This is a genomic window from Paenibacillus sp. 01T431 (assembly GCF_056398625.1).
The window spans coordinates 66992-88673 of sequence record NZ_JBFTPT010000008.1; the positions used below are offsets into that span (position 1 = coordinate 66992).

Below are 21682 nucleotides of genomic sequence, written 5' to 3' on the forward strand. Positions count from 1 at the left end.
GACTGGCGGTTCTTGGAGACCGCCAGTCTGCTTCTTACATAAATATTTCGATTCGGTTCGATTCCGAATGAAGATTAGCTTTCAATTGTTCTTCGGAAATTTGTACTCCACCTACACGATAACGGTTAGCTGAAGGCTTCCCTTCCGCTTCCTTACCGTTAATGATGACCTTCGTTACCTGTCCTGCATCGCTAAGGCGATAAACAAAAGTAATCGGCAAGCCGTTCCACATGAAATCGAATTGCATGCCATCCAGCTTAGCTGGCAAAATCGGATCGATAACCAGATTACCTTCCGACTGACGGATACCGAGGGCATTCGAAATCAATTGGTTCATATAGATTCCGGGTCCGCTCGAATAAATTCTCCAGCCGCCCTTAACAGGCACAGTTCCTTCACGAAGCTCACCGAAACGCTCCTGCGCCTCATAACGGTTGTTGAACTTGCCGTCGGAGCTGCTGAAGTAAGAGTTGCTTTGACGCAGCTCTGCATTAGGAACAACATCACGCAATCCAACCGGATTAATCATGAGTAAACCTTGCCATACTTCATCCGTCTTGCCTAGCTTCGCCATTGCTTCAACATAACGAATATGAGCATGAACATATTGCAAGCCGACTTCCCGGCCGAAATTAGATGCCTGCTCTGCCCGCTTAAAGTTAGTGCTTACGCCGCCTGCATATTGTGCAGGACGGTTCATCAGCCGTACGCCATCTGGGCAATACAGCTGCTCTTTAATAACACGGTAATGCTCAGCTGCTTGCTCCTCTGTAAGCAATTCGCTAATCATACTGCGTGTCATTGGAAGCAAGCGGTATTGAATGCCTGTAGTTGTGTCAGTCGGGTGAAGCATCAGCTTCGCATCGCCCGGCTCCTCCATGTATACAAAGCCAGGAATGACATCCTGTTGCAGCATATACTGGTTAAAGTCCGCTTGAATAGCTGATGCCAGCTCCTTAAGTTCGGCTGCCTGCATCGCATCAACTTCCTCCAGCACGCGGCCAAACTGTGCGATAACCTGATACGTAAGCGCCACTGTCCAGCTGCTGACCATATATTGCTTAAGCTGTGCATTAGCCGGCTGCAGCGTATCATCCCAATCTCCGTCGCCATAGGAAGACAAATGCGTGTCGTGCAGGAAGTGGCTCTTCATATAGGCAATTTCCTTCATCGCATGGTCAAGCAGCGTCGCAGATTCTGTCGTGAATTCGCCTTTATGACGGACCGTATAAGGAACACGCTCCTGCAAGATGCTATAATCCTTCGTTGCTGCCAAGTAGTCACCAAGCACCTTCAGCGGCCAAACAATAATATCGCCATGGCTTTCTTCTTGCTGAATGTGGAAATACTTGTCGAACATGAACCATTGCGGCCAATTGCCGTCATCCTCGTATTGATGGGAATAAACGGTCTTCAAGATTTCAGCAACCTGCTCGTATTTGTTCATTGCCATGAAATACTCAGTCGGTCCTTGGCAAACGTCGCGAGTTCCCCATGCTGCACCGCCGTATTGCTCCAAGCCATGAGGCACAGAGTAGTGAACGAGCATATTGTGCGTGTACCACCATGCCAATGCATTCACTTTATCCAGCTCAGCTGAAGCTGCTTCAGTACCCTCAGCGGATAAGCGGAAGCCATTCATCACATGACGGAAAAACTCACGGTAGCGCTCGATTTCAAGCTCTGCCTTCCGCTCTGACTTCGGCAATGCCTCGCCACGCAAGAGACCTTGCATCGTAATTGTCCATTCCGCACTTTGGCCAAGCTGCATCACCACAAGCGATGCTGAGCCTGATGCCGTACCGCTAACAAGCAAGCTTTCATCTCCTGCAGTCATGTCTGCCCCGTTCACGAACATCCGATATTGCAGATTAGGGAAGATCGGAGCGCTGATAGAAGCTTGGTCAGCCTTGAAAGTAAATACGCCGTCCTCCAGCTCCATATGGAACGGCAGCTCGTATTCATTGTTATTCATGGATACTTGATTCGTAACTAAATAGCGGTAAGCCTGTCCTTTTTCCGAACGAAGGTGAAGGCGGACCTCAGGCGAATCAACCGTTGTATAATTTGTAATGATGATTGTGTCATCTGCTGTTTTGTAGAACCAACGAGCATAGTTAAAGCCGATCTCAAACATCGAAGGCATAGTAAGAAGGCGGTATGAACCTTCCAACTCGACATAAATGCGTTGTCCAGATGTCTTTAAATTATTGAGCGCATTGCGCGCATTCGTAAACAGCTTGTGGAAGCTCGTATTGCCTACTAGCAATTGTGAGTTGAAAATACCGTACATATAGGAAGTTGTCGTCATAACATCCTCTGTCATGCGGTCATTGCCGCCAGACATTAGAATATGACCGTGCGGACGCTCAACTATCAGCTCCTTCTCCTTAAGCACAACATGCTCATGGCTCTCTGTAAAGAAAGACAGCAGCTTGCCGTCTTGCCATTCCTCCTGATGACGGTTAGGGAAATAAGCGTTAACTTCCTCCATCGTCATTGATGCCGTGCGTACTGGCGTTCCAATCGCATTTGCAACCTCAGACTTAGCTACAGGTGTTGCCGCCGCAGCGAAGTCGGTCTCATTCGAACGCTCAACTTCTTCCCAAGCCTTCTGAATTTCAGCGCTGAACTCTATTTCACTCACAGCTGATGGATGATCAGCCTTGAACATGCCGTAAAATACAAAGCGAGCTTTATCCTTCAACAAGACAGGCTCAGCTTGAAGCGCCGCATAAGTGAATTCATATTGATAAACCTCATTCGCTAGTTCAACCTTGCCAAGTGCTTCCGGCACGTCCGTTTCTTTATAGCTAAGACCAAAGAATTGGAATCCGTCCGTTGAGTAGCTGGCTGCTCCTGTTAGTGCACCGTGCTGCATGTAAGGAAATGATCCTTGCATCGGCTGATTCTGGCGGAAGCAAAGAACATAACCCAGCTTCTCATCTTTAAAAGCTTTATGGTCAACGTACTGCGACATGTATGCTTCGTTCGACCGCACTGCGCCAATATCCGCGAGTCCAATGTCTTGTCCATAAATGATGTCGATCTTCGCTTCTTTTCCTTGCGATTGTGCGGTTACATCCCAGAACCAGATGCCATGGTTCGTTAATGTGAAGACTACGCGATAGGCGATGCCATCAAATGCAGTCCCTTCCCATAGCAGACGACCATCCACCGCTGACATGCGGCTTGACGAATGAATCCCAAGCAAAGGCTCATAAGAAATCCCTTCTTCGGTATGCATGCGCAAGTAAAGATTGTTAAGCGAGCCATCTACATTGTTCGACACCACTTGATTCAGCATCGTTCCTTTATGGACAGCTTGCGCAAGGTCTCCGCTGCTTAAAAAATCAAACGTCAGCTCTCCTGCTTTTATTTGCAATTTATTCATCGCTTTCAACGCATTCACTATAGCTTCCATCTTCTTCTCACTGCCTTTCTATTTGCTTAGTTTGAATTTAAGCGTTTCTACATCGCGGCTGTTTGGCCCAATGTACAGTTCAAAGTCACCAGGGTCGCTTGTGAAGGTTAGATCAGCATGATAATAACGCAGCTGTTTTTCCTCCAGCGTAAACGAGACCTCTTTGCTCTCTCCTGGCTGCAGCATCACCTTGCGGAATGCCTTTAGCTCTTGTAACGGACGGACAACATCCCCCGCCATGTCGCGTACATACAGCTGTACGGTTTCCTCACCAGCGCGAGCCCCAGTGTTCGTTACTGTGATGTTTACATGCAATGGCTTAGAAGCACTCATCGTATCCATCGCCATCTTCGCTCCGCTGTAGGTAAAGGTTGTATAACCAAGCCCATAACCAAACGGCAGCAGCGGCTCATTCGGAACATCCAAGTATTGAGATACGTATTTCACCTGCGCATCAGGTGCGCCCTGCGGCCTTCCCGTATTGAACCGGTTATAATAAACCGGTACTTGGCCTACGGAATGAGGGAAAGACATCGACAGTCTTCCAGTCGGTTCCGACTCGCCAAACAATAATTCCGCAATGGCAGCGCCGCCTTCCGTACCTGGGAACCACGCCTCTAATACGGCATCCGATTGATCAATTACACCGTGCAGATCAAGCGGTCGTCCGTTAAATAGGACAGTCACCATCGGCTTGCCTAGCTGTTTCAGCTGAGCGATTAGCTCAAGCTGTACCTGCGGCAATCTAATATTCGACCGGCTAGCCGCTTCTCCGCTCATATCCGAATGCTCACCTAAAGCAAGCACCACGATATCTGCTTCTTTAGCTGCAGCATATGCCGCTTGCCACTGCTCATCCGTTGCGTCTTCAATACCGCAGCCTTCTGTCACAGACAACAATGATGCATCTACTTTGCTTGCGATGCCTGCTGCCAGTTGAACCGCCTCTTCCTTGGAGCCAAGCCAAGACCAAGGTCCAAGAATATCGCCGCTAGCCGCGAAAGGACCAATCAAAGCAATTTTCTGCTCGCGTCCAAGCGGAAGAACTCCCTCATTTTTTACGAGGACACAGGATTTAAGAGCCAGCTCACGCGCAGCCTTGCGATGTGCTGCTGAGCCTACAATTTCCTGCTCACGCTCTTCATTCGCACCACGATACGGTTGATCGAACAAGCCCAGCTTCTGCTTCAGCTCCAGAATGCGAAGTACAGCTTCGTCGATCAATGCAACATCGATTTCATTCTCCTCAACAAGCCGCTGCAAATGATCCGTGTAACAGGTCGTCATCATTTCAATATCGACGCCGGCTTTGATCGCCTTCATTGCCGCTTCCGATTCATCCGCTGCAACACCGTGCGGGATCAGCTCTTTTACTGCGCCCCAATCGGAGATTAGCACACCGTCAAACGCCCATTCGCCGCGAAGAAGATCACGCATCAGCCACTTGTTTCCTGAAGCTGGAATGCCATCCACTGTATTGAATGCCGTCATGACCATTTCGCAGCCTTCATCCAGCGCCGCTTTATATGCAGGCAAATAAAATTCGCGAAGCTGACGCTCAGACAGATCAACCGTGTTATAGTCGCGTCCACCTTCTGCAGCTCCATATGCGGCAAAGTGTTTCACGCATGCTGCCACGCGGTTAATATCATTTGCAAGGTCTTTTCCTTGGAAGCCTCTTACGAAGGCTCTGGCGAATTCACTGTTCAAATATGGATCCTCGCCTGTCGATTCCATGACTCGGCCCCATCTTGGGTCCCTTACGAGATCGACCATCGGAGCGAACGTAACGTGTACACCTGCCGCAGCAGCTTCCTTAGCAGCGATCTCGGCACTTTGTTCCGCCAGCTCCATATCCCATGAGCAGCCGATTGCCAGCGGTACAGGAAAGATCGTTTTGTAGCCATGGACGATATCCGCCATCACTAGAAGCGGAATGCCTAAGCGGTTGTTCGCCAAATGCTGCTTCTGTATGTTAATGACTTCCCTCGCTCCTGTTAAGCCAAGCACGGAGCCTGTATTGCGAACCGTTTCTTCCGTTACGCCCATTTCAGCCATCGGTCCGGTAATTTGTCCATCCGCGCCTTCAAAGAATGGCGTCGCCAGCTGCAGCAGCTGCCCGATCTTCTCCTCAAGCGTCATGAGCTTTAGAAGAGCCGCAGGTTGCTTTTCCATATCCGTGTTCCTCCTCGTAATAGCCAATCAAATTTATCGTTCTTATCGTTAATGTTTACAGGTCCTTCTGTCTTTACCACGCTTATGTCTTATGGCCAATATTTTTAACAATCGAAACGTTTCTATTGATTCCTAATTTGGATTATAAACAATTCAAAAAGAGTCGTCAATTGCTGTTTCATCTTTAATAGAAACGTTTATATTATTAATATGAGACTATTTTCCTGAAATAAAAAAACGCTTGAACCCGTTAAAACTTTGATCTATAATGATGTCGAAACGTTTCGAATCAATAAGCAGGTCTGGTTCTAAAGTTGTAAACGGTAATATATTTTGTTTATAGAAACGTTTCACCACATCAAATAGTATTTCTATTTACTTGTGGCGAACGTTTTTGCTGCGGCAGGGAATGTAACATTTACCTGCTCATCAACACCCAGCTTAGGCTTATATATACGGCAAACAACAGCCGCCTGCGTGCATAACTTGCACGGATTCACAGCATAGTACTGATAACAATCATTCACACAGGAGGAATAATTAATGTTTAAGAAATCAGTAGCAACTGCACTAGCTAGCTCTATGCTACTTATCGGCGCCCTCACTGCTTGCGGAAGCAACAACAGCAATGAAGGAGCAGCAAACGATAAAGTAACCATCAACGTATGGGGGATGGGTGAAGAAGCCAAATCCTTGCCGAAGATTGCAGAGCAATTCATGGTTGAGAACCCTAACATTAAGGTCAATGTACAAGCACTTCCTTGGGATACGGCACATGACAAGCTATTGACGGCTGTCGCTTCCAAAAAAGGTCCAGACGTGCTTCAAATGGGAACAACTTGGATTCCTGAGTTCGCATCCGCTAAAGCGCTTATGGATATCACTCCTTACGTAACTGAATATCCAGAACTTGCTGAAGCAAACTTCTACCCAGGATCGGTATCAACAACTAAATACGAAGATGCAACTGTAGGCGTACCTTGGTACATCGACACTCGCGTGCTTTACTACCGTACAGATCTACTGAAAGAAGTAGGCTACGATAAAGCTCCACAAACATGGGATGAGCTTAAAGATGCTGCAACAAAGCTTAAAGCTCGCGGCAAAAACAAATACGGCATCAGCCTTGATGTTAAAGAACAATCGCTACTATTCATGTTCGCTCGTCAAAACGGCTCGAAGCTTATCGAGAACAACAAACCACAATTCAACCAACCAGAATTCGTGGAAGCCGTTGAATATTTGAACAGCTTCTTCAAAGACGGTTCTGCACCGATTGATCTAGGTATGGATATTATCCCTGCATTTAAGGGTGAAGGTATCTCGCCAATGTTCATCAGCGGACCTTGGATGATTAAACTAATCAATGACCAAGCACCTGAGCTTGCAGGCAAATGGGCAACAGCTGTACTTCCTAAGAAAGAGAACAATCTTTCTTCTCTAGGCGGCTCTAACTTGTCTATTTTCCAACATACAACGCACAAAGAAGAAGCCTTGAAATTCCTAGCTTACATGAGCAAGCCTGAGACACAGCTGAAATGGCTGGAGCTTACAAACTCGCTTCCTTCCACGAAAAAAGCATGGGAGAACGAAGCTTTGACTAAAGATCCTAATGTAAAAGTTATCGGTGAGCAGTTGAACAGCTCGGAGCCTATGCCGCTTATCAAGCCATGGGAAGAAATTGCTCAAAACGTGCTATCGACATTCGAGAGAATTTACCGCGGCAAGTCTGAAATTAAGAAGGAACTTGACAGCTTCAACGCCAAAGCTGAACAAATTTTGAATAAATAATGATCGCCATCGCCGGCAGCGGTTCTGGAACAGAGCCGCTGCCGGTTCCATTAGAAATGGATAAAGCCAGGCGCTCATAGCAAAGGAAGGGTCGTTTATGAAAGGCATCTCTCAGAGTAAGGCACCGTATTTCTTTATCGCTCCAACGCTTATTTTGCTTACCTTATTTTCGTTATTGCCGATCCTTGTAGCCTTAATAATAAGCTTTACGGACATGGACTTGGCAGGCCTTGCTGACTGGTCCAATATTTCATTCGTCGGATTCAAAAACTATGTAGACGTGCTGGCTGATCCAATTTTCGTAAAAGCCATACTTAATACGTTGTTCTACGTGATCATCGGTGTTCCACTTGTTATCTTATGTTCACTTGCTATTGCGATCATGATTAATTTCGGCGCAAACCGTGCATTTAAAGCTTTCCGCGTCGTCTATTATATGCCATCAGTTACAAACGTTGTTGCCGTTGCTGTTGTATGGGGTTTCCTTTACAATCCGGCTTTCGGTCTGCTCAACTATATTCTTGATTCGATTAATCTGCCTACGGTTCCATGGCTTCAAGATCCAGTCATGGCTAAAATATCACTTATTCTGATGGCGGTATGGAGAGGGATCGGTCTCAATATGATCATCTTCATCGCCGCGCTTCAAGGTATTCCGAAGTCTTATTACGAGGCGGCTCAGCTCGACGGTGCCAGCACATGGAAACAATTGACTTACATCACGATTCCAATGCTGCGCTTCGCGATCTTCTTCGTATCGATCACTACCATGATCGGTTGGCTGCAATTTTTCGAAGAGCCATTCATTATGACCGACGGTGGTCCACTCGACAGCACAACATCTGTGGCCCTGTTTATTTATCGGAACGGCTTCCAGCTTAGCAACTTCGGATACGCGGCAGCAGGATCATTTGTCCTGTTCATCGCAATCATTATTATTACGCTCGTACAATTCAGATTTCAAAATAAAGAAACGGATCTATAATCCAAACGGAGGTGTAATGGATGAGTTCGCAAGCAAAAGCGTCAAGCGCCTCAAAAGGCGAAAAAGCGCTCAAGTGGATACTAGGCATATGCCTCGCGGTCGGCGGGGTATTGGTCATCCTTCCTTTCGTATGGATGATCCTTTCTTCCTTTAAACCAGAGAGCGAGATACAGAATATCCCGCCTACCTTACTGCCTGAACGCTTCACGACGGAAAATTTCAAGAACTTGTTTGAGAATATGAACTTTGGCGTTTATTTGAAAAATACGCTAATTATCGTTTTCTTCTCCTTTATTGGCTTATTCCTGAATGCGATGGCTGGTTTCGGCTTCGCGAAGTACAAATTCAAAGGCAGTAATAACTTGTTCTATATCGTACTTGCTACGATGATGATTCCTGGTCAGGTGACGATGATTCCGGTCTATCTGATCCTAAATGAAATGCATCTGACGAATACGATGATCGGAATCGTTCTGCCCGGACTTGTCGGCGCCTTTGGTATATTCCTGTTCCGTCAGTTCATGGCTACCATTCCAGATGAGCTGCTGGAAGCAACCCGTCTTGACGGTGCAAGTGAATTCCGGACGTTCATGCAAATCGTGCTTCCTATTTCGAAGCCGATACTTGCGGTACAAGGCATATTAGCCTTTATTGGCGGATGGAACAGCTTTCTTTGGCCGCTTATTATTGCGAACGATGAGAAGCTTTACACACTCTCCGTTGGCCTGTCATTACTCAAAGGGCAATACGGCGGCAACTATGCGCTCCAAATGGCTGGATCAACGTTTATGGTTGTGCCTATCATCATCATCTTTATCTTCTTCCAGAAGCATATTATCGAGAACTACGCGATCTCAGGCATCAAATAATAACAGCAGGGGCTGTCTCTAAAGGTATGTATAGACCTTTGAAGACAGCCCCTGCTATGTTTTATAAGCTTTTCAGCTATAAATATATAAGCTACCGCCACCACGCTGAGGATGGGTACTCAGCCGCTTGAAGCAGTACAGTCTCTCCGATTTTCGGAGTCGAGATACGTGTTTTCATCTCCTTAGCTGCCTTTACCGCTCGCTCCACAGGGTCGGTCCAATCATGCATCGCAAGTGTGAATGCACCCCAGTGTATCGGAATCATAATCTTTCCGCGTACGTCCAAGTGAGCCTGTACCGTTTCTTCCGGCATCATATGGATAGCTGCCCAGCGCTCATCATACTGTCCACATTCCATTAATGTGAGATCAAAGGGTCCGTATTTGTCGCCAATTTCTTTAAAGTGAGGACCATAGCCGCTATCTCCGCTGAAGAAGATGCGTGCCTCCCGGCCATGTATTACCCAAGAGCACCAAAGCGTTGCATCGCGATCCGTCAGACTTCTACCTGAGAAATGTCTTGCGGGCGTACAAGCAAGTTGAATCCCCTCATATGAAAACTCATCCCACCAATCATGCTCCTCTATAAGGGAGGGATCTATCCCCCATCTTACCAAATGAGGCGCAACGCCAAGCGGAACAATAAAGCGTCTCACCTTATCCTTAAGCTTTACGATCGAGCCATAGTCCAAATGATCGTAATGATCATGTGAAATGAGTACCGCATCAATCATCGGAAGCTGCTCCATCTCAAACGGCAGCTTATCACTGAATCTTTTACCGCCTATAAACGGAAACGGGGACGGCGCTTTGCCGAACATCGGATCAAGCAGCAGTGTTTTCCCGTCGATTGCAAGCAAAGCTGCAGAATGGCCAAACCATGTCAGCTTAGGCTGATGCTGCCCGGCACCATATCCTTCACTCATCGACTCAACGACTAGCGCTTTGCTTGGCCTAGCCATCTTATTGCCTTTCATAAATTGAACGAGCAGCTTCAGCTTCTCGCTTGTTGTCGTATCCATGGCTGTAGGAATCGCATTTATAAATTTTTTACGGCCATATTGGTTCGAACGGCTTAACTGCTGCCGCCGCTCCTTTGATTGTGCTGCCCCAAAAGCAGGGTAATACTGGAGGACCAAATACACAACAACTATGACTACCGCAATGATACTAACGAATATGAGCATGCCTTTTAACCTCTCCCCTTGCCGTATCAATATCTACACGCAGAAAAACCGCTATTGAAGTATACGTTACTACTTCAACAACGGTTTTATCAAGTTTAGGTAAAGATTAGACTACGCGCGTCGTGTTCCCCGCAAGATTGCACTTAGCAGCAGCACAACTACAACAGCTCCAATGATAGCCGGGATGAGAGCAAATCCGCCCATCGTCGGTCCCCACGAGCCAAGAATTAGCGTACCTAACCAAGCTCCGATGAAGCCAGCTACGATGTTACCGATAATTCCTCCCGGTACGTCGCGCCCAACAAGCAAACCACCTAACCAACCAATTACTCCGCCAACGATTAATGTCCATAATAAACCCATATTTTTTTGCCCCTCTCTGTCATTCGATATAGCTATGATTAACCTCATATGGCTATTTTGAAACAAAACAGTCGAGTGTAATATATGGAAGAACAGAACTCGTTGTCGTTTCAAGGCACTTTATATGAATAGCTGGCTGCTAAGTAATCGGCAGCGTCACCTCAAAAGAAGAACCCTCATTCAACCTGCTGTCTACACGAATATTCCCGTGGTGGAGCTCAACGATTTTATGGACGATCGACAAGCCTAATCCGCTGCCATCAGCCGTTCTCGTCCGCTGCTTGTCACCCTTATAGAAACGTTCAAAGATGCGGAGCTGATCCTCCGAAGAAATGCCAATACCCGTGTCTGTAATCTTTACTTTGACCTCATCACCTAGGCGCTCCAGTACAATCTTAATGCTCCCTTTGGCAGGTGTAAATTTAATCGCATTATGAAAGAGGTTTACCCAAACCTGACTAAGCATCTCTTCGCTCGCCGCAATTTCTACTTCCTCCAGCTCCAGTTCAAGCTCAAGTGCTTTGTCCAGCCACTGAGGCTCACTAGCGAGCACGATGTTCTCAAGCTGCGCATCGAGCCTGTATCGCTTCGTGTCCAGCTGCTGCTGCTCGGATTCGAGCGTTGTCAGCTTAAGCAGATTGTCGCTTATTTTGGACAACCGCGTCGTTTCCTGCTCAATAATCGACAAGTAATGACGCTGCTCCTCAGGGCTAAGGTCCTCGCGCTGCAGCGTGCTCGCAAATCCGCGTATCGAGGTCAGAGGTGATTGAATTTCATGCGATACGTTAGAAATAAACTCCTGACGAAGCAGCTCTACCTGCTTCAGGTCATGCGCCATATCGTTGATGGACTGAATAACATCCCCGAATTGGCCATGAAATTTCTTGTCACGATCCAAGGCCACGTTGAAATCTCCCTTTGCCATTCGTTTTAGCGCATCGATCATTTCAACCCAAACTTCCCTCTGCTTCGGTCGTATCACCAAATTAACGATAGCGAAAAGCACAATGATAAATAAAATGCCCAGTCCCCAGTTCACCAGCTGCACTATATATTCAGGAAAGCGGACCTCATGTCTCGTGTAAAACCACTTCGTCAACCAATACGCCAGCGAGAAGGCACTTCCGCTCAGTAGGAATACCATCGATGTAGCTCCTACAACACGCAGTGAAACTTCCCATTTTGACATTTTACGATTCATTGGAGTACCTCCAGCCGATAACCGAGTCCACGGATCGTACTGATCTTAATCGATACCTCCCAAGCGACAAAACGCTCACGCAGCCGATTGATGTGTACATCCAGCGTTCGTTCGTTGCCGTCAAAATCATAGCCCCAAATCGCTTCGATCAGTTGGTTGCGTGTCAATGTACGGCCTAGATGGCTAACGAGCTTGAACAGCAGCTCAAATTCCTTCGGAGGAAGCGTCGTATAATCCGAATGAATCTTCACTTCATAAGTCTGCCGATCGAGCATGATCTCCGCTACGGAAACCTGCTGCGACACCGCGATTCGGTAACGCTTCAATAGCGCTTTAACTCTGACAGTCAGCTCCGCGGGATCAAACGGCTTTACTAAATAATCGTCCGTTCCGAGGTGGAACCCTCGCACCTTATCGCCCATTTCTCCCTTGGCCGTCAGCATGAGCAGCGGAATATCGTACTGCTCCCGCAGCTCACGGCACAGCTCCCAGCCGTCCATATTCGGCATCATAATATCCAATATGACCATATCTGCCGGAGAGGCTTCCATTTGAGCAAGCGCCGATTGCCCATCCRGAGCCTCCTGCACGCTTAAAGCCTCTTTCTCCAAAATAACCCGAACCAGCTCACGAATATGCGGATCATCGTCTACAATCAGCACATAGCCCATTTCTCCACCCTCTTCTCTGCTTACTTAAGAAGCCGTTTTATTGACTCGAAGCTGTCCATTAGCGAATTCTCGATACATGGTATGGCTAGCATACAATTGATCATGCGTTCCTACCCCGGTAATGACGCCTTTCTCTAGGAAAACGATCGAATCCGCATCAACAACCGTCGACAAGCGATGGGCGATAACGACAGTGGTCCGTCCGATCATTAGATTTTTCAGCGCGTCCTGCACCACTTCTTCTGACTTGCTGTCGAGATTAGACGTCGCTTCGTCGAGCATAAGGATTTGCGGATCACGCAGCAGCGCCCTTGCAATGGCAATCCGCTGCCGCTGCCCACCCGATAGCTTAATGCCGCGCTCGCCAACTTCGGTTTCATAGCTCTCAGGCAATGCTTCAATAAAGCCGTCTGCATAAGCCATTCGTGCAGCCTGCTCGATTTCCTGCTGCGTCACCTCATGCGTCAGACCGTAGCATAAATTGTCTTTGATCGTGCCTGCGATAATTGGGCTCTCCTGCGAAACGTAGCCAATCTGGCTGCGCCATGAACGCAGAGACGCGTCTCTGATGTCTGTTCCGCCAAGCCTAATCGCCCCGGATGTCGGGTCGTAGAACCTCTCCAGCAGCGAGAACAGCGTCGTTTTACCGCTCCCGCTCGGGCCAACCAGTGCCGTTACTTTGCCCGCTTCAATCGTCAGGCTCACATCACGTAGGATTGGCTCATCGGGCTTATAGGCAAAAGATACATTTTCCACCTGCAAGGTTTGGTCCATCTGAGTTACTTCCTTGCCATTATCTTGATCTTCTTCATCGGATTCTAATATACCAATAATGCTGTCCGTCGCGCCCATTGCCTTCTGAAATTGCGTAAAAAATTGTGAGATCTGCGTAATCGGCAGCATGATTTGGAACAGGTACATAATAAAGGCGACTAACTCACCCGCAGTCATCTTACCTGATGATACTTGAACACCGCCAAAGCCGATTAAGCATACCAGCAGCAATAAGATGATAAAAGTGACGATTGGTGAAATGAGCGCCTGCATGCGAGCTTCCTTTAAACCAAAACCAAACAAATTCTGAATGCCGACGCGTCCTTGCTCGTATTCAGCAGGCTCCGAGCCGGATGCTTTGACCAGGCGAATCTCCGACACCACACGATTTACGACGGATGTAAACCTTGCATTCTCCGCCTGCGTGGATTTGGATATGCTGTACATTTTCCGCCCAATTGGCACCATAATGAGTGCGGCCAAAGGGAAGACGGTTAACATGATAAGCGTCATCTGCCAGTTCATATAGAAAAGAATCGACAATGCACCGATAATGGACAAAATGCCTGTGAAAAAACCAGTTACATGCTCCGTAATAAGACCCTTCAGCAGCGCCGTATCATTAGTCAGCCGACTAATCGTATCACCGGAGGATTTGTTGTCATAATACGGGACTGGCAAGCGCAGCAGCTTGCTCCATAACCGCTCCCGGATAGACGAGACGATCTTATTGCCGCTGTAATGCAGCAGGTAAACAGACACGCCTCCAGACACAACCTGCGCGATAAAAGCAGCCGCCATCCAGACAATCTGTCCTGTGCTCAATGACCCCAGCGAGAAGCCATTAACCATATTTTTCGTGAATATAGGTATGGTCAAGCTAACTAGCGTCGTAATGACGCTCAAAATAACCGCAATAGACAGCATCATCTTCGGGGGATTCGTCTCCATAATCAGCCCTATGAATCGCTTGACGTTGCTATTTTTATTTTTCATCAGTATCACTCCTGTATCTCTCTATTCTCTCCACTACAGTTCCTACTTTACCTTGCCTGTTTAAACGCAATATAAACAACGAGGCTGTTGCTGCGCATTTAAGCAAGCCATTCTCACTTTTTGTAATCCACCACTTCCTCTATATGGTAAATTGAGGTAAAATAATGCGATAGTTTGACCAAGCGTTCGTTCGACGCCGCACAAGCCACTACGAATAGGAGAGCTGCCTATGCATTTGCAAGAAGAGCAGGTTGTAATTGGAATAGACGGCGGCGGAACTCATACCCGCGTCATGGTGTGCAGCCATAGAGGACATGTGCTTTCATATTTGGAACGAGGCTCCGCCTCTATTTACAAAGACGAGATGGCAGCTGAAAATGTGCAAGGAGCTATAACCCAAGCACTGCAGCAAGCTGGCCGTACTCCTGAGCATGCGCTGGCGCTGGTTGCCGGTATTGCAGGCTTCGATTCGCCATCTGACCTCGAATGGATTAAGACATTAACAAAGCTTCCGGGACTTACCTGCCCGATGTGGCATGTGAATGATGCGGTCTCGGCTCATAGAGGCGCATTAATGGGCGAACAAGGCATCGTCGTTATCGCTGGAACAGGCTCGATTATCGTAGGCATGACGGACGATGGACAACTGATTCGCAACTATGATTTTCACCACTATGCAGCTAGCGCAGCGAGATTTGTTGCCTATGATGCTGTATATGAGATGCTGGCAGGCAATTGTGATGATACGGACCGTGAGCTTCGCGAAGCCATGCTTGTTCATTGGAATGTTTCAACGGTCCTGCAGCTTGCTGATGTAGCCAAAAAAGGATTTGCGGATGATCGCCGTGCGCGAGACAAGCAGTTTGGGAAGTTCGCTCCTGCGGTTACTGAAGCTGCCGAGCGTGGAAGCTCTCTCGCTATCCGCGTGTGCAGCCGTGCCATCGATCAAATCAAGGTAGGCATCGAGATGATTGCTGCCTCCTTCTATAGTGAAGAGGTTGCTGTTACTTTCACAGGCAGCGTTGCAAACAGCCCTTATTTTATTCGCGAGCTGGGCGAGAAGCTTCGGCAAGGAAACAACAAGCGCTACACCGTTGTTCAGCCTAAATTCCCGCCGGTAGTCGGCTCTGTTTTACTCGCGTTGAAACAGCTGGATATTGCCATAGATGATGACGTTATCCATAACCTAAGTGAATATACATTTGAGACTGCCGAATAGAAGTTTGATCCGACGTCAACCGTTTAAAACATGGCTATTGACCTTTCCGTTACGTATACCTTTAAGCTAGGGATGAATCATTTTGAACCCTACTGAGGAGGAATTGCGATGCCAGACCATGATGTTATTTATAAGGAGGAAGCGGCGCGTTATCATGAATTAATCGCGAAGCAGCCGAGCGTGCAGCACTGGATCGAAGAGATAAGACCAATTAGAGGATTGGATATTGTAGATCTTGGTGCCGGCTCCGGCAGACTGACTGCCGTACTAGCCGATCAGGCCAAAACGATTGTTGCGCTTGATGCGTACGAACCTATGCTGCACGTAGCGGCAGAACGATTACGTACTGCTGGCTATACGAATTGGAGAACGCAGGCTGCTGATCATCGCGAGCTGCCTCTTGCGAGCCATAGCGCGGATCTAATCGTTTCCGGCTGGAGTATTTGTTACTTAGGCAGCGATAATCTACCAAGCTGGGAGCAGAACCTACGGCAGGTTATGAGCGAAATGAAACGTGTGCTCCGCGGTAACGGAACCATTATTATTTTTGAGACGATGGGCACTGGCTTCGAAACACCAAACCCGCCTGACTTTTTGAAAAAATACTACGCTGCACTTGAGCAGGATTATGGATTCTCGCACAAATGGGTACGAACGGATTACACCTTTGACAGCGTGGAACAAGCGGAGCAATTAACACGTTTCTTCTTTAGTGATGAATTAGCAGATAGGGTAGCGCGGGACAAGCTCGTCCACCTGCCCGAATGCGCTGGTATTTGGTGGCTTCATTTGTAATCATGCATATTAGCCTGATTTTTCTACACACCAAGTAGTCATGCAGCGTTTGTCTGCTACGATAACGGTTTTGAGCGGCTCGAATAAATGCCCGCTCAGCTTTGCCGTAATTCCAAGCAGTTTTTCCTCCGTAACCAGAAAACGTCTGCTTCCGTCAGGAAGCAGATATTGTCCTTCACCAAGCGGCTGCATACGGGACTCCATGCCAATGGAGGAGGCCAACCTAGCGAACAGCTTCCCGCCTGGCTTAAGCACGCGCCAGAGCTCATTAACCATTTGATCAAAATGCTCCTCATTGTCGGCAAAATGCAGAACCGCGCTGCTAATAATAAAATCAAAGCTGGCATCGGCGAAGCTCATCTGCTCTACCGCCTCCACGCGTGCCTGCTCTTTCGCCCATTTAGGAGCTATCAAGTCCGCTAACCGCTGCAACTCTTGAATAGCCGTCTCTGATCGATCGATTGCAAATACATCATAGCCGCTGCGGAGCAAATACGTCAGGTTTCTCCCTGAGCCACAGCCTGCATCAAGAATACGCATATCCTTAGTCAGTGATCCCTTCAGCAGCTGATCAAATAAATAAATATCGATGCCGCCAAATTGCTCCTTCAATTCCATCTCCATCATTTGCTCCTCCTTCTATGATGTTTACTTTACCTTGTATACATAAACCTTCGTCCGATACATATCGCGGCAAATAAGGGTACGCTCAGGCTCCCAGTTCGGCAGCGCAAAACATACGCTTATAACATGTGCACCCGGCTTTAATTGCTCGTGAAAAATGGGGCTTAAACGCCGCATCGCACCCGGATAGAGGTAACACACAACCATATCCACATCCCGGTACGAATATGTGTACAAGTCGCCCTTTTTGAACGATACATTCGTCCGATTTTCGAGTTTCGCAGCCATAAAAGATATCCACATGGGGATAACTGAATTTTCGATTCCAATGATCCGCAGGTTTCTGTTGGTTCTCCCCGCTTGAAACGCGAGCGTCCCCCAGCCGGAGCCCGCCTCCACCATAACGCCGCGGCTTTGCAGCCGTCTGATCTCATCAACTACAACCCGCCGCACCGGCGCTGAGGAAGGCATAGGCGAAATGCCGTTCCGCCAGCTTACATATACGATGGACAGCAAGGCAATCAGCACGATAGCTGCCACGACCATCAAAACATTCTGATAGATGAAGCTTTCCACGATGATCTCCCTATCTTGTTTCATGGAGGATTAGTTAAGACTTATTCCCTCTGCGAACCTTCAGCTGCTTGCCCTTCACTGTCGTATTTCGCATAACCTCCAGCACTAGTGAGCCTTTGCCATTCAAAATTTCAACATCGGTAACATTATCCAAAATCGTAATAATACCGATATCTTCCGCGGACACGCCTTCTATTTTGGCAATGGTTCCGACAAAATCGACCGCTCTAAGCTTCTTTTTCTTGCCGCCGTTAAAGTTAAGCTTCATAATCTGCTTGTTCAGCTGCTCGCGCTTGTCTTTTTTGAGAACTGGACCGATATTGAGCTTCTTTTCAAAATCTTCTCTGCGAAGGTCAACCGCTTCTTCCGATGGCGCCTTCGCTTTGTTAATGCTAAATCCGATGTAGCCTTCTATTTCAGCTAGGCGCCTTGCATCCTTAGATGCTGCGAAGGTGATCGCTTTGCCCGTCTTGCCAGCCCGTCCCGTTCTGCCCGTACGATGAACATAACTTTCCTTCTCCAGCGGAATATCGAAGTTGATGACATGCGTAATATTCGTAATATCAATGCCTCGTGCTGCTACATCCGTTGCAACCAAATAACGGAATTGCCCTCTGCGGAACGCATTCATTACTTCAAAACGCTCATCCTGCTCCATTCCGCCATGGATGCGGTCGCACGGATATTCGAGCTCCGCCATTTGTCTGAACACTTGATCCACGTTCTCTTGTGTCCGGCAAAAAATAATACAGCTGTCCGGATTTTCGACGATCATCACGTCTTGGAGCAGCTTAAACTTATCTGCTTCCTTCACCTCAATAACCGAGTGCTCAATCGTAGCAGTCGTAAGTCCCTCTGCCTTGATCTCTACTTGTACAGGAGTGTTCATATATCTATGCGCCAGCTTAGCTACATCCTCAGGGAACGTTGCAGAAAACAGCATTGTCACTCGATCCGTTGGCAGCTGCTGAATAATAGCTTGTACCTGCTCGATAAAGCCCATGTTCAGCATTTCGTCCGCTTCGTCGATGACTAAATATTTGATTCGTTCGATGGGAAGTGTTCCACGCTCAATATGATCATGTACGCGTCCAGGCGTCCCTACGACCACATGCGTTCTTTGCTTAAGTTCCGCTCTTTGGATATGGAAAGGCGCTTTACCGTAGACAGCCATCGATTTGATCCGCTTGAAGCGGCCGATATTGGTAATGTCCTCGTTGACTTGCAGTGCCAGCTCCCTCGTTGGTGTCAGTACAAGCACCTGAGGCTTGTTTTCGTTCCAATCGACCAGCTCGCATAATGGAATGCCGTAGGCTGCTGTTTTACCGCTGCCCGTCTGTGATTTAACGACCAAATCCTTTTGCTCAAGCGCAACCGGAATAACCTCGCGCTGCACCTCCGTTGGCGTTTCGTAGGACAGGCTCTCCAACGCTCGAACGATTTCTTGGCTTAACGCATAATCCGCAAACTTTATTTCACTCATCTATAGACCTCTTCCGCACTTTAGTAGTTAAATCTTTCGTAACCATAAGAATAGCATAATAACGGCCCATTTGATTCATAAACCTTTGTACAGCCCAGCTTTCAAAATTTATTTGTTAGATCCACCGCTAAATCGGGTTATATCGTATAAGAGCTTGCTTCGCTCTAAGCAAGGCAGTACTACAAAAAGTGAGTACTAGTTCACTTTAGATTGGGTCATTATAATAAAAGCCAGATCAACTAGAAAGGCTTGTGAGTGCTATGCTTCGATTAAATGTTGCGCGTGTTGGGTTTCTAATGGGCGTTTCACTGCTGCTTGCTTCCATCATCTATTTCTTCGCGGCGAACTGGGGCGGCCTGGTCCGCGCCGATAAAATTCTCGCGTCTGCCGGCATCATGGTGTTATTCTATGGCGCAGCTTTCGTTTTTTCCAAAATGAAAATAATGCTTGGGCATCACTATTTTTTGTCTGTTACTTTTCTAGTCGGCGGCTGTGTCGCGTTTGGCGTGGCGGTTGCCCTTTTAAATCAAATATATAATTCACATGCGGACACCTATGAGCTGTTTCTCGTCTGGTCCATTCCTGCCCTGCTGCTCGCGTTCATTACCCGCTTTAATCCTTTTTATATCCTTGCCTATATACTCGTTCATCTAACCCTGTGGCAATACTTTTTCCCAAGCGCTTATTCTATCGTCCATAGCGACCAAGAAATTTTGCTGATTGGCTGGTTATTTGCGCTTATCAATCTTATTCTATTCGCATTAATAGAAGCCAAACGTCTCTCATCAGTACCACTTAAATTCATGAGCTTTATTGCCTTTCATATTTCTTTGCTCGTCTTGACAAGTTCCGATCTATACGAACATTATGGCGCATGGATGAACGTCGCAAGCGCTGCGGCAATCGCGTTCGGATTCTATTATTTCACCCAAGTTCGCCTGGACAAAATCATGCTTACCCTTAACGCGCTGGCTGCTTCCGCTTTCGCTGTATTTAAATATTTCGAGCTGATGTCCGAGCATTATTCCACCTTATTTTTTATATTCGGACTCCTCTTTGTCGCTTTATTACTCACATCCAACGTCTTTTTCTTCCGTTACTTAAACAAGCTCGGCAAGCATCAGTCAAGCTCTAATGAACGAGCTGACCAAGCATCCCATCCATCAGAAGAACATAAGAGCACTCTTGTTGGCAAAATCGCATTCACAATCGTTACCGTAATCGGTGTTTTGATTGGCAGTATCTCCTTAGTAGGCTTAGTACTATTAGCCGCTGGTGAAATCCCGCCCGAAAACATTTTATTTGTAGTGTCACTGCTGTTTATTATTCCAACACTGCTGCTGACTCGCTTAAATACGGCTGTACGCTACACGGTGCTTACGATTGGATATATAGCTGGACTTATCTCTACCGCTTGGATTGATACTTCAGCCTTGTCTATTTTTTTCATAGCGGTACTGCTTGTCGGATGGTTCAAATGGCAAGGAAGGGTACCGCATTTCTTTATCTATACCTTACTGAATATCAATATCGCTATTCTTCTGTTTCAGTTATTTGGATCTGTTCATAATGCGGCTTCCTTCATCGTGTTCATCGTGACGTCGCTCAATGCAGTCATTTACGCTAGTCACCATCTGCTCAGAGAAGGCGCCTTCAAGATTCATGTAAGAGAATGCGGTTGGTTCTTTACTTTGCTGCTTCTATTTTGGCTAACCTTTATGGATAACATTTTCCCTTACTCATATGAGCTATTTAATATATTGAATTTCATTGTAGTTACGATCGCAGCCTTTCTATTTGTTAGGCGCAGCCAAGCTCTTGAAGCAGCAATAAGCTTCGTATTCTGGTTCATTTTCCTTGCGTTCAAATATTACGACTTGTTCTGGACGTTATTGCACAAGTCGATTACACTCGCTCTGCTTGGCGTGATTATCATAGCAGCGACTTATATTTACGCCTATAGAACACGCGCAGCAGTGTCTGAGCAAGCGGACTCTTTCAGCCGATTGCTGCGCAGAAGCCCCGCTCTCATTGCAATCGTTGTAGTGCTGCAGCTCGGTTATGTCGGTTACCATGCCGCAGTAAGCGAAATATTGCTCTCGAGCGGCACTCCGATTAAGCTGGCCATCGTGCCGCTTGATCCACGATCCATTTTGCAAGGCGATTATGTAGCGCTCCAATACAATATTTCGGTACCGCCAGATCACATCACTCAGGAACTGGAAAGACGTCCAAGCAACAGCCGAATTAAGGTCGTGCTTCAACAAGGTGCCGGCGGCGTATACAACTTGGATCGTTTATATAAAAAAGGTGAGCCTTTAGCTGACAAGGAAATCATTATTAACGGTTCCACTAGCGGCTGGAGAAACATCCAGTACGGCATAGAATCTTATTTTGTACCCGAAGGCACTGGGCTGGAAACGGAGCAAAATGCCCGCTTCGCGTATGTAATGGTTGGAACAAAAGGCGACGCTATACTAGAGAAATTAACGAAAGAATAGTGCTGTATAATTGACCGCCAATAAACAAAAAAAGAAGCAGGACCTATAC

General features: G+C 47.2%; 16 protein-coding genes. 6 read left to right on the plus strand and 10 right to left on the minus strand.

Features of this window, described 5'->3' with window-relative positions; genetic code table 11:
- Nucleotides 1-34: 34 nt before the first annotated feature.
- Nucleotides 35-3424 carry a GH36-type glycosyl hydrolase domain-containing protein gene (locus AC1DM9_RS16105; protein ID WP_477581013.1) on the minus strand — a complete coding sequence of 1130 codons (3390 nt, stop codon included), beginning with the start codon at nucleotides 3422-3424 and terminating at the stop codon, nucleotides 35-37.
- Between the two features lie 18 nt (nucleotides 3425-3442).
- Nucleotides 3443-5599, minus strand: a complete 2157-nt coding sequence (gene bglX / locus AC1DM9_RS16110; RefSeq protein WP_477581015.1) for a beta-glucosidase BglX — start codon at nucleotides 5597-5599, stop codon at nucleotides 3443-3445.
- A gap of 543 nt (nucleotides 5600-6142) precedes the next feature.
- Between bglX and AC1DM9_RS16115 the strand changes: the two genes are divergently transcribed.
- From AC1DM9_RS16115 to AC1DM9_RS16125, 3 genes are all read left to right on the plus strand, one after another.
- Nucleotides 6143-7390, plus strand: a complete 1248-nt coding sequence (locus tag AC1DM9_RS16115; RefSeq protein WP_441878403.1) for a sugar ABC transporter substrate-binding protein — start codon at nucleotides 6143-6145, stop codon at nucleotides 7388-7390.
- A gap of 97 nt (nucleotides 7391-7487) precedes the next feature.
- On the plus strand, nucleotides 7488-8375 hold the full coding sequence (locus tag AC1DM9_RS16120; protein ID WP_076266418.1) for a carbohydrate ABC transporter permease: 888 nt from the start codon (nucleotides 7488-7490) through the stop codon (nucleotides 8373-8375).
- Between the two features lie 20 nt (nucleotides 8376-8395).
- The gene (locus AC1DM9_RS16125; RefSeq protein ID WP_076266419.1) at nucleotides 8396-9244 is read left to right on the plus strand and encodes a carbohydrate ABC transporter permease; all 849 of its coding nucleotides are present in this window, start codon (nucleotides 8396-8398) and stop codon (nucleotides 9242-9244) included.
- Nucleotides 9245-9335: 91 nt separating this feature from the next.
- Here the strand turns inward: AC1DM9_RS16125 and AC1DM9_RS16130 are convergent, their stop codons facing one another.
- From AC1DM9_RS16130 to AC1DM9_RS16150, 5 genes are all read right to left on the minus strand, one after another.
- Nucleotides 9336-10265, minus strand: a complete 930-nt coding sequence (locus AC1DM9_RS16130; RefSeq protein ID WP_477581231.1) for an MBL fold metallo-hydrolase — start codon at nucleotides 10263-10265, stop codon at nucleotides 9336-9338.
- Between the two features lie 276 nt (nucleotides 10266-10541).
- Entirely contained in the window at nucleotides 10542-10793 is a 252-nt protein-coding gene (locus AC1DM9_RS16135; protein WP_076266420.1) for a GlsB/YeaQ/YmgE family stress response membrane protein, read from the minus strand.
- Nucleotides 10794-10932: 139 nt separating this feature from the next.
- The gene (locus AC1DM9_RS16140) at nucleotides 10933-11994 is read right to left on the minus strand and encodes a sensor histidine kinase (protein WP_477509521.1); all 1062 of its coding nucleotides are present in this window, start codon (nucleotides 11992-11994) and stop codon (nucleotides 10933-10935) included.
- Nucleotides 11991-12665: a response regulator transcription factor gene (locus tag AC1DM9_RS16145; protein WP_477581017.1), complete on the minus strand. Its 675-nt coding sequence runs from the start codon at nucleotides 12663-12665 to the stop codon at nucleotides 11991-11993. Before AC1DM9_RS16145 ends, AC1DM9_RS16140 begins: the two co-directional genes overlap by 4 nt.
- Before the next feature lie 24 nt (nucleotides 12666-12689).
- Complete coding sequence (locus AC1DM9_RS16150) at nucleotides 12690-14435, minus strand: ABC transporter ATP-binding protein (protein ID WP_339205594.1); 1746 nt, start codon at nucleotides 14433-14435, stop codon at nucleotides 12690-12692.
- Nucleotides 14436-14664: 229 nt separating this feature from the next.
- On the opposite strand from AC1DM9_RS16150, the gene AC1DM9_RS16155 reads away from it, so the two are divergent.
- Nucleotides 14665-15654, plus strand: a complete 990-nt coding sequence (locus AC1DM9_RS16155; protein ID WP_441878397.1) for an N-acetylglucosamine kinase — start codon at nucleotides 14665-14667, stop codon at nucleotides 15652-15654.
- A 108-nt stretch (nucleotides 15655-15762) separates the two neighbouring features.
- Entirely contained in the window at nucleotides 15763-16449 is a 687-nt protein-coding gene (locus tag AC1DM9_RS16160) for a class I SAM-dependent methyltransferase (protein ID WP_477581019.1), read from the plus strand.
- Between the two features lie 9 nt (nucleotides 16450-16458).
- Here the strand turns inward: AC1DM9_RS16160 and AC1DM9_RS16165 are convergent, their stop codons facing one another.
- The 3 genes from AC1DM9_RS16165 to AC1DM9_RS16175 are packed head-to-tail and all read right to left on the minus strand — an operon-like array spanning nucleotide 16459 to nucleotide 19132.
- Nucleotides 16459-17076 (minus strand): class I SAM-dependent methyltransferase, encoded by a 618-nt coding sequence (locus tag AC1DM9_RS16165; RefSeq protein WP_477581021.1) that lies wholly within the window; start codon nucleotides 17074-17076, stop codon nucleotides 16459-16461.
- 21 nt (nucleotides 17077-17097) lie between these two features.
- Nucleotides 17098-17673 carry a class I SAM-dependent methyltransferase gene (locus AC1DM9_RS16170; protein WP_477581023.1) on the minus strand — a complete coding sequence of 192 codons (576 nt, stop codon included), beginning with the start codon at nucleotides 17671-17673 and terminating at the stop codon, nucleotides 17098-17100.
- A gap of 10 nt (nucleotides 17674-17683) precedes the next feature.
- Complete coding sequence (locus AC1DM9_RS16175) at nucleotides 17684-19132, minus strand: DEAD/DEAH box helicase (protein ID WP_477581025.1); 1449 nt, start codon at nucleotides 19130-19132, stop codon at nucleotides 17684-17686.
- A gap of 260 nt (nucleotides 19133-19392) precedes the next feature.
- Here AC1DM9_RS16175 and AC1DM9_RS16180 point away from each other — a divergent pair, with 260 nt between their 5' ends.
- A complete protein-coding gene (locus AC1DM9_RS16180; RefSeq protein ID WP_477581233.1) occupies nucleotides 19393-21633 on the plus strand; it encodes a GDYXXLXY domain-containing protein in 2241 nt (746 codons plus the stop codon).
- The last annotated feature ends 49 nt before the right edge of the window (nucleotides 21634-21682 follow it).